Below are 13,864 nucleotides of genomic sequence, written 5' to 3' on the forward strand. Positions count from 1 at the left end.
GCCTTAATTTTGCCATCCTCGGCCTTTTCCGTTGCGGCAGCATTATAGAATTGCCCATTTTTTGAATAGTCTATATTTAAATAATGAAGAATTTAAGCAAGTAAAGCAACAGTATTACTGCGCTTTCTTCATTTTGAACTCGCAGCTTTTTATATCAATAAAAGTCGGAATAAGTCTTAAAAATTATATGGAAAATGGAGGTGCATATGACTACTAGGAAATACAGCAAAGGATCACAACGGGAAGTAGAAAAAGAAATGCATGAATATAAAAAAGGAGAGGCACATAGCGGCAAGGATGGTAAAGTCAAAAGCCGTAAGCAAGCCATTGCTATTGGTTTATCAAAAGCCAGAAAAAAAGGCGAAAAAGTTCCTAAGAAAAAAGAAAGTTAATAAATTTCGAGGTGAAAACTCCATAAGAGGTTTCTATGGCTAGAAATAATCAATGGTCTCAAAAAGTCACGCAACATTCTGATGCCCTAGATTTGGAAAAAGGGGTTTTTACCTGGGAAGATCCCAAAAAAATTGCTATATCATTAATTAATTCAGCTGAAAAAAGCACGCGTCGAAAAGGTTCTATATACCAATCCGCAATGTCTATGCTTAATTTTTATATAAATAGAGCTGGAAAAAAACTATCTGAGGAGCAAAGGAATATTTTAAACAAGGCAAAAGAAGAATTAAAAAAACAAAAAAGCAATAGCAAATACCATTTATAAGCCAGCAATCCTTTCAAAAAAACGCGAAGTTATCTAGGTGCCAAAGAGAGGGAGCGGCAGAGATTTATAGTTTGAGGGAAGGAAAAAAGTAGGCGACGATCATTGTAATTGTGAATAGGTGAGTGAGGCAGCTCAGCAAATAGGAATACCAACCTATGAGGAATATACTGCTTATTTGGCAATTCTTTAGAAATTCCGACTCAGGACAAAGACTCTCCAATTCTCGCTTTCCCCTGGCGGTTTTTTTCTGATTCTGAGGTGCAGCTCGATTTTCTTTAGTGGATATTCAAGACTGATCTCTTTTTTAAATTTAATTTAATAAATTGCAGATCTCAGCAAGTTTACTGTCTATACTTAGCTACGGTATCTAACAATAAACTAAGGAAAGTATCATGTATAAAAAAATTTTAGGGATAATGGTATTCGCTTTCTCTCTCGTATTAGGCCAAGCAGCTTTTGCTGATTCTGAGCATTGTGGAGAAGGTATTAAAAAAATGGTTGAATCATTAAATCTTGATGATTCTCAGAAAGCAAAAATAAAACCAATCTTAGATCAATTAAAATCAACAATGGCTGATAAAGCTGGCCAAATGGATAATCTGAGAAAACAAATTAGTCAACAGGTTCAATCAGCCACTATGGATCAATCAACAGTCAATGGTTTAGTTGATCAAAAAACTCAATTGATTGGTGATGTTATGAAAGCAAAGCTAGCAGCAACTAATCAAATTTTGAATGTACTTAATGATCAACAAAAAGCTCAACTACACAAGAAAATGCAAGAAGTAGAAGAGAAATGGGCTGAAAAATTTAAATCTTGCCATGATGATGATTAATCATTAGAAGCGATTAAAAAGCTAGTTGAATTAAATCAACTAGCTTTTAAATTTATAAGTGGATTTTTATATTGCTTTAAATAAAGTTTTGCGAATTGATAAGAAGCGTAATCAGTGATATGGCCTATATCGCGAAACACTGGAACTCCATTGATATCTGCTTTACAGCGGTTATTTAAACACTGTACTTTTTTGGGGTCGATAACAATAAGTTGCGGGTATTTTTTCTGCATTTCTTCAAATAAATTGTTCAGCCAAAATTCAGTACTAGTTTGCAAATTGAAATCACAGTCCCCCGGGCTATAGTTAGTTCTTTGTTTTACATGTTGGAAAAAACAATCGTGAAGATTTTCAGTCGTTGAAGCCGTTGCTTTTATTAAAACAGGTTTGGCTCCCGAATCAGTGATAATACCTAAGGCTTTATCCAAGGCTACAGTAATTCGCTTCTTGGTCAGTTCAGGCGAACCCTGATCGTGCAATTGATTAATAATGCTATGTCCCAAATAATTTTTCCAGGTTTGGCCTATGATGACAAAATCGTAATGATTCGTTTTGATCATATCGAAATAACGGGATGTTTGTTCATAGCATTCTTGATAAATCTCATTTTTAAAAGACCACCAATCGTAGAGAAATATTCCAGGTAATGTTAGACAGGATGAGGTTGCTTGAGCAAGAATAGAAAGATTGGCATCTTTAGCCAAAGTATCCATAAATCCCCAATAATGATTTGAATAAGAATCACCAATCATGAAGCCCTTTTTGCTAGGCGAATTTTTTGCGCCAAGCAGGCAGTGAGTATTGATGTCAATGTTATTTTTTCCAATGCATAAAGGTCGCTCCGAACTATTATAGCGATTTAATTGTTTATAAATTCTGACCACTTCCTCATTAAAACGAAAAGGCAGTCCAGCATTTTTTTTGATGATATAGGCACTCAAGTGCATCACTGCAACGGGTAAAATAAGTAAAAAAATGACACTGTAGCTAAACTGAAGACGATTCATTTTACGCGATGGTTTTTCGATAAATCGCCATGATAAATAAGCGAATACAAAAGAAAAAATAAAAGCAATTAACGTGACAAAAGTAGTTTCTTGAATGCCTTCGTAATGAATAAACGCAAAAATGGGCCAATGCCAAATATACAGTGAATAAGAAATTAAGCCGATGAAAACCAAAGGTTTTACTGAGAGCAAATGACTAATAATGGGTTTGGGTTGATGCTCTCCGATCGCAATCAGCAAGCCGGTTGCGACACACAAAATAAGGGCATAATAATTGGGAAAACCTAGACTAATATTGCTGCGGGTTGCGACAAAAATTAAGGTCAAAAGAGCAAGTGCACCTATAATATTTAAAACGATATTCGGCAAAGAAAAGCGTCGTGGAGTGAGTGCCACACAAGAGCCGACTAAAAATTCAAAAATACGACTTAGAAATTGATAATAAGTTTTTGTTGCATTGTGAGCGGAAAAGTACAGTGCTAAGACGAAAAAAAGGAAGGTGAGTAGATAAATAATCTTACTAATATGCTGTCTAGGAACAAATTGATTCAGTAAATAGATAGCAATGGGTAACATTAAATAGCATTGCCATTCAATTGATAGAGACCAGGTATGTAAGAGGGGTAACTGATTACTAGCTGCTGCAAAATATCCGGTAGTGACATGTGCGAAATAACTGTTTGAGGTAAAAATAGAGGTTTTCCTAGCACTCTTAACATATTGCACCAAATCATCAGGCAAATAAAAAAACAAGGCGTATAAAGTAACCACCAGAAGCAAGCAAATAAACACCGGCTGTAAACGCCATAGTCGTCGGCTATAAAATTCCAAGAAAGAAAAACTCTGATTCTGAATCGAGCGATGGATGATATTAGTGATTAAAAAACCAGAAATCACGAAAAAAAGGTCAACACCGATAAACCCAGAAGGGAAAAGCTTAAGGCCACTATGAAAAAATAAAACAAAGAGGATCGCAATCGCTCTTAAACCATCCACATCTGAACGATAGGTCATCCCTTACCCTCCATTGGTAGAAAAGCTCAATTTATATCACAAAAATTTTTTTGCGAATATTAAGTTTCAGTTTTTATGTAAGTTGGGCGAAAGCCCAACGTTTCTAAGTAAGAGAAGCAATATCAATAACAAAGCGATAACGGACATCACTTTTTAAAATGCGCTCATACGCTTCATTGACTTTCTGAATAGGAATTAGTTCGATATCAGAAGTAATGTTGTGCTTACCACAAAAATCGAGCATTTCTTGAGTTTCTTTTAACCCACCAATCATTGAGCCGCCTAGAGTGAGGCGATTTTTAACCAGTGAAAACGCGTGTAGGGGTACATTATTTTCAGGTACACCGACCACAACCATGGTGCCATCGCGTTTTAGCAAAGTGAGAAGTTGATTCCAGTCAATGCCTGATGAGACTGTACAAATAATAAGATCAAAGCTTTTCGCTAATTTGGTAAAGGTATTAGCATCCGAAGTCGCATAAAAATGATTGGCTCCCATGCGTTTTGCGTCGGCTTCTTTATTCATGGAATGACTTAAGACCGTTACATCGGCCTTTAGAGCATGAGCAATTTTCACACCCATGTGGCCTAAGCCACCTAAACCAACAATAGCTATCTTCTTATCCGGACCTGCATGCCAATGTTTGAGTGGCGAATACAAGGTAATTCCTGCACACAATAACGGGGCAGTGGCATCAAGAGGTAAATTTTCGGGAAGACGAAGCACATAGTTTTCATCAACGACAATCTTTGTTGAGTATCCCCCTTGGGTTAAGGCGCTGCCATCACGCTCCTTACAATTGTAGGTGAGTGTCATTCCTTCGTCGCAGTATTGCTGCAGGTCTTCTTGACAGTTTTCACAACGTCGGCAGGAATCCACAAAGCAACCGACCCCAACCTTGTCACCTACTTTAAATTTTGATACTTTTTTACCTACTTGGCTAACAAATCCGACAATTTCATGGCCTGGGACCATTGGGAAAAGCGCTCCCCCCCACTCATCACGAGCTTGGTGAATATCAGAATGGCAAATGCCACAATATTTAATGTCTATAAGCACGTCATTTTCACTCACGTCCCGTCGTTCAAAAGAAAAGGGCTCTAATGGTGATTTTACTTTTAGGGCGGCATAACCTTTTACCGGAATCATCTTATTATCCTTATTTTGTTGGAGTCGGTTTTTTAAAAATTCCAATAGTATCTTTAATGTATTGTTTTGCAACATAAAATTAAGGCTACATTTTAACCAGGGAGTTGATGATGCGTAATGTTTGAATCCCCTCTCTAGCCCTCTCCCCTCGGGAGCGAGGGGATTATAAAATTCTCTCTCCTTATGAGACTAGGGCATTTCTATAAGTCCCCTCTCCCTTCAAGGGTGAGGGTTTTGAACATTCGCAGCGACTATATATTGCCCTCAAATGACAGAAATAAAATCTTTATTAAATAAATTAAGATTATATGTGAAAGAATTGCCCAATTTAGATATCATTTAAATGTAAATTTTGGTACAATACGCCGCAATTTTTACAACCTTTGCTAAGGAGTTATCTTGTCCGATTCTCTCGCAGTAGATTCGAGTGCAATATTGCCTCGCGGCGATCTAATGGCATGGTTAGTATGCTTATCGGCTGGGTTATTTTTCTTTTATGAATTTTTTCAACTCAATATCTTTGATGTGATTAATCAGCCACTACGCGATGATTTTCATTTAGATGCTACTCAACTTAGCTGGATGTCAAGTACCTATTTATGGGCTGATATTCTTTTCCTTCTTCCTGCGGGAATTATTTTGGATCGATTTTCAACGCGCAAAGTAATTCTGATTGCCATGTTAATTTGTGTGATTGGCACCGTAGGATTTGCGCTTACAAACTCTTTTGCATTGGCCTGTTTTTTTCATTTTCTTTCGGGTATCGGTAACGCTTTTTGTTTTCTTTCCTGTGTTGTCTTGGTTGCGCACTGGTTTCCTCCGCGTCGCCAAGCGTTTGTCATCGGATTACTCGTCACTATGGCCTTCTTAGGCGGTATGATGGCGCATACTCCTTTTGCTCATCTCAATGAATATTATGGTTGGCGGGACTCTCTGCTCATTGATGGTGCGGTAGGTGCATTTTTATTAGTGTGGATTTATCTCGTTGTTCAAGATAGACCTAATCAGAAGAAAATATCTAAAGTTTCTAATCAAACGGCTATCGGTTCAAGCTTTTTGCAATCGCTCAACAATCCACAAAATTGGCTTGCTGGGCTTTATACCTCCTTGTTAAATCTGCCGATTATGGTACTTTGTGCATTGTGGGGTGCAAGTTACTTACAAGTTGTCCATCATTTGCCTGAAATGGCGGCCAGTAACGTTGTTAGTCTTATCTTTATTGGTAGCATCATTGGTTGTCCTTTGGTTGGTTGGCTTTCAGATACTCAAGGCCGCCGTAAGCCCTTAATGATTTTAGGAGCTCTCGCGACTTTAGTGACCGTTATTCCTTTATTTATGGATCTTGCTTTATCTCAGACTCAGCTGAGTATGCTTTTCTTTGCTCTTGGTTTTTTTACCAGTACCCAAGTGATCAGTTATCCATTAATTGCAGAAAGCAATTCCTCAGAAAATACAGGAGCTGCTACAGGGATCGCTTCCGTCCTCATCATGGGAGGAGGTGGTATAGGACAGGTGCTCTTTGGCTTGTTAATACAGCAACATGCGGGGGCTACATCTCAAAACTATATGGTAGCTGATTTTCAATATGCAATGTGGATTTTTCCCTTAACTGCGGTAGCCGCATTGTTGGCTGTTTTACTAACTCGTGAAACTTACTGCAAACGAATGTAATTAAGAGGGCATGTATGCGAATGGTAGAAGAATACACAACCAATGAACAGCTAGGAAGTTCTTTATTACCATGGGTGGTATGTATTAGTGCGTCCTTATTTTTCTTTTATGAATTTATTCAGGGAAATATGTTTGCATCGATTGCCGATAATATTATGCAAGATTTCCATGTGCAAGCTGATAAAATGGCTTATTTGTCAAGCATTTACTATGTATCGAATGTTATTTTTCTTTTTGTCGCCGGTTTTCTTCTGGATCGATTTTCTACCAAAAAAACCATTCTAGTTGCCATGTTACTTTGTGTATTAAGCACTTTTATTTTAGCGCATGCACAATCGTTTTATTTGGCATTATTTTGTCGTTTTGTAACGGGTATCGGTAGTGCTTTTTGTTTTCTTGGTCCTATACGTCTTGCTTCTCGCTGGTTTCCACCGAAACGAATGGCACTTATCACTGGCGTTATCGTAACTATCGCAATGACTGGTGGTATGCTAGCTCAGTACCCGCTCACTCAATTAGTTGCGCAAATTGGCTGGCGTGAAGCCTTAATGCAAGTGGGTTGGCTGGGATTAATTATGCTCGTTGTGATGTATTTTGGCATCATTGATAAGATTCAAACAACGAATCAAAAGAAAGTGAAAAGACTAGGTTTGATAGCGACTGCAAAGAAAGCTTATCTTAATTCTCAAAACTTAAGAGCAGCACTTTATACGAGCTTGATGAACATGGCTATTGCGGTGTATGGCGCAATGATGGGCTCTCTTTATTTAGTGCAGAAAATGGGCATATCGAAAGCAGATGCTGCAGTGGTTAACTCCATGTTATTTTTAGGGGCGATTATTGGCGGTCCACTTATCGGTTGGTTTTCGGATAAATTGAGTTTGCGTATTCTGCCAATGAAAGCAGGTGTAGTTGCTTCTTTGTTGACCATGCTTGCTATCTTGTTTGTTCCCGTTTCATTGCCTCTAATGAAAATTTTATTTTTGCTTTTAGGTTTTTTTACTGCCGCACAAGTAATTAGCTATGCTTTAGTTGCTGAAAGCAGCTCCCCTTTGATGACCGCTTCTGCTGTGAGCGTGGTCTCTATTTTGACCCAAGGGGGCTGCGTCGTATACCAAATTTTATTTAGCTTCTTACTCATGCGACATGGTGAAATGCAAATGTCAGATGGCGTTCCGGTCTATTCTTTAGGTGATTACCAATATGCTGGTTTAATTTTTCCGATTGGATTAATTATTGCTTTAGCGGTGTTATTTGGTTTAAAAGAGACGCATTGTCGCCAAATAGAGGAATAATAATGCTTGGGCGTGTTTGTATTTTATTAATGGATTCGATGGGAGTTGGTGCTAGCCTCGATGCTGGACGCTATGGCGATGAAGGGGCAAATACCTTTGCTCATATTCACCAAGCCTGCAGTGAAGGACGTGCAGATAAAGATGGTTTACGAAAAGGACCATTAAATATTCCTCATTTAACCAGTCTAGGTCTTTATCAGTCAGCGCTTGCGAGCTCAGGGATACGCTTAATTGATCTATCTACCGTGACTCCACCGCTAGGTTATTACGGTTATGCAGTTGAGCAAAGTCTAGGAAAAGATACGCCGAGCGGTCATTGGGAGCTAGCTGGTGTTCCTGTGACTTTTGATTGGGGCTATTTTCCTGATCAAGCAAATTGTTTTCCCAAAAAATTAATTGATGATTTGATCAAGAAAGCGAATTTACCCGGTGTTCTGGGGGAAAAACATGCTTCAGGAACCAAAATTATTGATGAGTTGGGTGAAGAACATATTAGCTCGGGCAAGCCCATTGTTTATACCTCAGCAGATAGTGTCTTTCAGATTGCTGCGCACGAAGGGTCTTTTGGTTTAAGTCGATTATTAGAAATTTGCGAAATTGCTCGTGATTTAGTGGATGATTATCAAATTGGTCGTGTGATAGCCAGGCCATTTATTGGTAAACCCGGCTTTTTTGCGCGAACGGGTAATCGTCGAGATTATGCGACTTTACCCCCAGCACCTACCTTATTAGATTTTTTAAAAGAAGCTGGCCGCGAAGTGATCGCTATCGGAAAAATTGCAGATATTTTTGCACATCAAGGTATAACCCAGGAGATCAAAGCCGATGGCAATGAGGCTCTATTTAATGCCACATTAGTAGCAATGAAAAATGCTCCGGCTGGAAGTTTGGTGTTTACTAATTTTGTTGATTTTGACTCCTCTTATGGTCATCGACGTGATGTTGCAGGATACGCTCATGCACTCGAGCAATTCGATCGCCGTCTTCCTGAGTTATTTAAGCTGCTTAAAGCGGACGACCTCATAGTTCTTGCTGCGGATCATGGTTGTGACCCAACTTTTCCAGGTTCAGATCATACGAGGGAACATATTCCTGTTTTAGTTTATGGGGAGAAACTCAGTAGTCGTTTCATTGGCCGTCGTGATAGCTTTGCTGATATTGGTCAAAGTTTAGCGGAGCATTTACACCTTGCTCCTTTATTGCATGGTGTGTCATTTATGAGCGAAGATACTCAAAAATAGCATTATGAAGTATCCTGATAGTACTTAGATACTTTTTATTACAGCAAATAATGAACTATCCAACCTTGTTTCGGAATTATTGTGCGGAAATTGGTCTTAAACTCACGTCTTTACGCAAAAGTATTTTGTTTATCTTATGGAGCGCAGAAAAACCCCTCAAAGCCTATGAGATTTTGGATCAATTGCTGCAGATTCAGTTAAACGCTAAACCGCCAACTGTCTATCGTGTGCTCGATTATTTTGTGGATTATGGAGTAGTGCACAAAATTGAATCGATTCAATCTTACACGCTTTGCCACGAGCCTGCCGAGCATCAGGCCTCTGAGGTGCTAATGGTTTGTAATGATTGTCACCAGGTTAATGAATTATACGATAAAACAATGCATGAGCTTGTCCAAAAATTATCTCAAGCCAATCATTTTCATCTTGGCCAAGGCGCTATTGAATTGAAGGGTGTCTGCGATAAGTGCCAATCGAGCGCAGTACCAATATAAAATAATTTTTCTCAACCATTGATTTTTCGTTTCTTATCCCCATTTTATGAGTTTAGTCTGTAATGGGGATGTATTTTGGAACAATATCGAGGTACGACCATCCTGTCGGTAAGACGAGGGAATAAAGTGGTTATCGGCGGTGATGGGCAAGTAAGTATGGGCAACACCGTCATGAAAAGCAACGCACGCAAAGTAAGACGTCTTTATAAAGATAATGTAATCGCTGGCTTTGCGGGTGGAACAGCCGATGCGTTCACACTGTTTGAACGTTTTGAAACAAAATTGGAAATGCATCAAGGTCACTTAGTTCGTGCCGCTGTGGAGTTGGCCAAAGATTGGCGTACGGACAAAATCTTACGACGTTTAGAGGCGCTTTTAGCAGTAGCCGATCGCAAAGCTTCGCTCATTATTACTGGTAATGGGGATGTGATTGAACCCGAGGAAGGATTAATTGCCATTGGATCCGGCGGTCCTTTTGCACAGTCAGCTGCCCGTGCTCTGGTTGAAAATACCAAATTATCAGCGCTTGATATCGTGCGCAAAAGTTTAAATATTGCCGCCGATATCTGCATTTATACCAACCACAATTTAACCATTGAAGAATTGGATACCGATAGTGAATAACGTAATGATGACTCCTAGAGAAATTGTGCAGGAATTGGATAAGCACATTATTGGTCAGGATGATGCTAAGCGCGCAGTGGCTATTGCTTTACGTAACCGTTGGCGACGTATGCAAATTAAAGATCCTATGCTGCGTAATGAAATTATGCCTAAAAATATTCTAATGATTGGGCCAACAGGGGTCGGTAAAACTGAAATTGCCAGGCGCTTAGCGAAGCTTGCTCAAGCTCCTTTTATCAAGGTAGAAGCCACTAAATTTACAGAAGTGGGGTATGTAGGTCGAGATGTCGATTCGATTATTCGTGATCTAGCGGATATTGCTATTAAACAAGAGCGCGAATGGGCAATGAAAAAGGTTGAAAATTTAGCCGAAGATGCCGCAGAAGATCGAATTTTAGATGCCTTATTACCGCCTGCAAGAGGAAGTTTAACACCCAGTGAAAAAGAAACCTCCACACGTCAAATTTTCCGTAAGCAATTACGTGAAGGTCTGTTGAATGACAATGAGATCGAAATTGAGGTGTCTGCGAGTTCGGTTGGCGTCGAGATCGTGGCTCCTCCTGGCATGGAAGAAATGACTAACCAGCTACAGTCCATGTTTCAACAAATGGGATCTAACCGCACTAAGACACGTAAACTAACAATTGCCAAAGCAATGAAGATTTTGCGTGAAGAAGAGGCTGCTAAGTTAATCAATGAAGAAGACATTAAAATTCGCGCGATCGAAAATATTGAGCAGAATGGAATAGTCTTCATCGACGAGTTGGATAAAGTGGCTAAGCGCGCTGAGAATAGCGGGGGGGGTGATGTTTCACGCGAAGGCGTACAACGTGATCTCTTGCCTTTAGTAGAGGGTACTACGGTTTCAACGAAATACGGTATGATCAAATCTGATCATATTTTATTTATTGCTTCAGGTGCCTTCCATGTTGCCAAGCCTTCTGATTTGATTGCGGAATTACAAGGCCGCTTACCCATTCGTGTCGAATTATCTGCGCTTAGCGTCGGCGATTTTGTCCGCATCTTAACAGAGCCTAGCGCTTCATTGACGGAGCAGTATACCGCCTTGATGGATACCGAGGGCCTGAGTTTGACCTTTGACAAGACCGGTATTCGCCGTATCGCTGAGGTCGCCTGGAAAGTTAATGAACGTACTGAAAATATTGGTGCTCGTCGTTTATACACCGTCATGGAACGTTTGTTGGAAGTAGTGTCTTTCGAGGCCACAGACAAATCAGGTGAAGCAGTCCACGTCGATGCAGCTTATGTTGATGCACATTTAGGGAAATTAGTTGCTGATGAAGATTTAGCACGTTACATCCTGTAAATTCTGCAAGATCCTCCAAGGATGGAGGTGAAATTTTTTGTTAATTGTTCTCTAACCAGCTTTTGATGAACTGCTGTGTTTCATTGAGGACATTAATTAATTGCTGATATAAAGGCTCCAATAATTTAGAATGCCCTGTCTTGTGATAGCACTCTAAATATTGGCAAGCGAATTTCAGTTTTTCGGTACCACAATACAAGGCGCTACTTTTTAGTTTATGAGCCAGGATTTCAATCTTTTTCCAATTTAATTCAGAATGAGCCTGCTCTAATCTTTTTAAGGTATTGGGAAGCTCTTCTACCTGCATGGAGGTCAATAGGTCCCGCAAAACAGTCTCATCCCCTAAGTTAGAAAGTCCTAGCTGGAGGTCCAATGTGGGATGATTATTGAGTGAAAATAACTCCTCTTCTTTGGTATCTGCTAAACCCAGTGTTTGTTCTTTAGTTTTATTCTTAGTTTCTGTTTTAGAAAAAAGCTTAGGTAATAATTGGCTAAGAATCGCCTGCAGCATTGGCAATTTAATAGGTTTAGAGAGTACTTGATTCATGCCTGCTTGAAGTGATTCGTTTTTTGCCTCAACTAGACCATGCGCAGTCAGACCCACAATGGGGATTGGAGATTTATTTAATTTTTTTTCCCAATCACGAATACGGCTAGTTAATTCATTACCCGATAGACCAGGTAGGCCAATATCAGTAAGAATTAAATCAAATTCTTTAGATTTAGCTAAAGCCAGAGCTTCCTCACCGTTAGTGACCGAAATATAACGACAGCCGGCTTTTTCTGCGATTAATTCAACCATACGTAAAGCAATATCATTGTCTTCGACCAACAAAAGAAAGGCCTGAGAGGAATTACAGTCTGCGAGTGAAGGCTCAGAGGTTGCATGAATGGTTTTTGTTTCAATTGGAATACTCGCATTTTTTTCTTCGCCGATTGCTAAAGAAATTGTGAAATAAAAAGTCGTTCCTTTGCCTTCCACACTCTCTAACTCAATTTCTCCACCCATCAACGCCACATATTTTTCAGCAATATGTAGTCCTACACCATGTCCCTGATGATCACCCTTATAAGATGGACTAATCCGATAAAAGCGCTCAAAGACTTTTGACTGTAAGGTTTTAGGAATTCCCGGGCCGGTGTCGCTGACGCTAAATTTAAGGTTGACGATATTTTGATGTTTGCTGATTTGTTTAACACTAAGCCCAATATGGCCGTGCTCTGTAAATTTAATAGCATTTCCTACTAAATTAAGCAAAATACGGTTTAATTTAAAGCGGTCACATACAATAAATTGTGGAATTTCCTCATCGATATCTACTTTAAATTCTAGATTTTTCTGATGGATAGTTGGTGTTTCAAGCTGAACAATGTCCTCAATGCTCTGGCGAAGATTAAGGCACTCTGTTTGAATGTCATGTTCAGAAAGATGAGCTGCAGAAACTACATCAAGTACCCCATTTAGAAGTTTGAGTAGTTGCTCGCCACTTTCATTGACCCAGCGTGCATATTGCTTTTCTTCCTCATTGCTTGCTTTTTCTTCTAAAAATCGAGACATGCCGATAATGCCGCTTAAAGGGGTACGAATGTCATGACTCATATTTGCAATGAATTCTGTTTTCACTTGGTTAGCCGACTCAGCGTTTTCTTTGGCACGCCTGAGGTCTTCTAACAATCTTTTTTGCTCTGTGATATTTGTCGTAATGCCTAATATACCGATGACATTATGGTGGTTATCATACATTGGAACTTTGTTAGTAATTGCAGTAATGGTCTGGCCCTGTGAAACGGCTATATTCTCTTCATGGTTTAGCCGCGCAGTCCCGGTTTTAATGACCTCTTGGTCAACATCCACATAGAGTTGAGCTCTGTCTTTCCATATGAGATCAAAATCGGTTTTACCGACTACCTCATCACTTGATCGCAAACCTGCTAAATTGGCAAATTCTTTATTACAACCGAGGTAGACACTATTTTTATCTTTCCAATAGAAAAGTCCTGGAGCGTACTTGACCACATTTTCTAATTGTAAGTATTCAACTTGTTTATCCGTTAAGTCTTTAGTGTGTTTTCCTATGACAAAAATTGAATTTTTCTTATTCTCATCGTCATAAACAGGAATAATTTGCCAATTAATTTTGAAGCCACGATGAGTTAAGGCAGAGCTAGTATATTTTTCATTTTTTGTGAATTCTGCTGACTTAATAAAAGGTTTCATAGCATATTGTTTAAATACACTATCAATTGATTTGTTATAAACCTCCTCTTTTTTCCATCCTAAGATTTTAATTGCAGTAGGATTAATTTCTTCAATGTGTAATTGACTAGACAAGACTAAAATTAAATTGTCTGAATGGTTTAAGCATAGTGATAAAAGCTTTTTGTAGTCCATATTGATTAAAGTTCACCGTTACTATCAGTATTTTCAACAAGTTTTACAAATTTTGCATAAGCATGTATTATAATGGTCACTTTGTGCCATTACAA

General features: G+C 39.0%; 12 protein-coding genes. 9 read left to right on the forward strand and 3 right to left on the reverse strand.

The genetic code is table 11. The annotated features are described in order from the left end of the window. Positions 1–206 precede the first annotated feature (206 nt). From Ldro_RS04120 to Ldro_RS04130, 3 genes are all read left to right on the forward strand, one after another. Positions 207–392, forward strand: a complete 186-nt coding sequence (locus Ldro_RS04120; protein ID WP_058495154.1) for a DUF6496 domain-containing protein — start codon at positions 207–209, stop codon at positions 390–392. A 35-nt stretch (positions 393–427) separates the two neighbouring features. Next, entirely contained in the window at positions 428–718 is a 291-nt protein-coding gene (locus tag Ldro_RS04125; RefSeq protein ID WP_058495155.1) for a DUF3175 domain-containing protein, read from the forward strand. A gap of 392 nt (positions 719–1,110) precedes the next feature. Further along, positions 1,111–1,554 carry a Spy/CpxP family protein refolding chaperone gene (locus tag Ldro_RS04130; RefSeq protein WP_058495156.1) on the forward strand — a complete coding sequence of 148 codons (444 nt, stop codon included), beginning with the start codon at positions 1,111–1,113 and terminating at the stop codon, positions 1,552–1,554. A 35-nt stretch (positions 1,555–1,589) separates the two neighbouring features. Here Ldro_RS04130 and Ldro_RS04135 read toward each other — a convergent pair whose 3' ends face one another. Together Ldro_RS04135 and Ldro_RS04140 are read right to left on the reverse strand one after the other, a co-directional pair. Beyond that, entirely contained in the window at positions 1,590–3,575 is a 1,986-nt protein-coding gene (locus Ldro_RS04135) for an acyltransferase family protein (RefSeq protein ID WP_058495157.1), read from the reverse strand. Between the two features lie 103 nt (positions 3,576–3,678). Next, on the reverse strand, positions 3,679–4,725 hold the full coding sequence (locus tag Ldro_RS04140) for an NAD(P)-dependent alcohol dehydrogenase (RefSeq protein ID WP_058495158.1): 1,047 nt from the start codon (positions 4,723–4,725) through the stop codon (positions 3,679–3,681). A gap of 399 nt (positions 4,726–5,124) precedes the next feature. Here Ldro_RS04140 and Ldro_RS04145 point away from each other — a divergent pair, with 399 nt between their 5' ends. The 6 genes from Ldro_RS04145 (at position 5,125) to hslU (ending at position 11,377) form a co-directional block, all read left to right on the forward strand. After that, positions 5,125–6,396: an MFS transporter gene (locus tag Ldro_RS04145; RefSeq protein WP_058495159.1), complete on the forward strand. Its 1,272-nt coding sequence runs from the start codon at positions 5,125–5,127 to the stop codon at positions 6,394–6,396. 14 nt (positions 6,397–6,410) lie between these two features. After that, positions 6,411–7,691 carry an MFS transporter gene (locus Ldro_RS04150; RefSeq protein WP_058495160.1) on the forward strand — a complete coding sequence of 427 codons (1,281 nt, stop codon included), beginning with the start codon at positions 6,411–6,413 and terminating at the stop codon, positions 7,689–7,691. Between the two features lie 2 nt (positions 7,692–7,693). Then, positions 7,694–8,932: a phosphopentomutase gene (locus tag Ldro_RS04155; RefSeq protein ID WP_058495161.1), complete on the forward strand. Its 1,239-nt coding sequence runs from the start codon at positions 7,694–7,696 to the stop codon at positions 8,930–8,932. 50 nt (positions 8,933–8,982) lie between these two features. After that, positions 8,983–9,426: a Fur family transcriptional regulator gene (locus Ldro_RS04160; protein ID WP_058495162.1), complete on the forward strand. Its 444-nt coding sequence runs from the start codon at positions 8,983–8,985 to the stop codon at positions 9,424–9,426. 75 nt (positions 9,427–9,501) lie between these two features. Further along, positions 9,502–10,050: an ATP-dependent protease subunit HslV gene (gene hslV, locus Ldro_RS04165; protein WP_058495163.1), complete on the forward strand. Its 549-nt coding sequence runs from the start codon at positions 9,502–9,504 to the stop codon at positions 10,048–10,050. A 7-nt stretch (positions 10,051–10,057) separates the two neighbouring features. Next, positions 10,058–11,377, forward strand: coding sequence for an ATP-dependent protease ATPase subunit HslU (hslU, locus tag Ldro_RS04170; protein WP_058495190.1), 1,320 nt, complete (start codon positions 10,058–10,060; stop codon positions 11,375–11,377). Positions 11,378–11,417: 40 nt separating this feature from the next. Here the strand turns inward: hslU and Ldro_RS04175 are convergent, their stop codons facing one another. Then, positions 11,418–13,769 carry an ATP-binding protein gene (locus Ldro_RS04175; protein WP_058495164.1) on the reverse strand — a complete coding sequence of 784 codons (2,352 nt, stop codon included), beginning with the start codon at positions 13,767–13,769 and terminating at the stop codon, positions 11,418–11,420. Between the last annotated feature and the right edge of the window lie 95 nt (positions 13,770–13,864).

Source organism: Legionella drozanskii LLAP-1 (assembly GCF_001467585.1).
Lineage (GTDB): Bacteria > Pseudomonadota > Gammaproteobacteria > Legionellales > Legionellaceae > Tatlockia > Tatlockia drozanskii.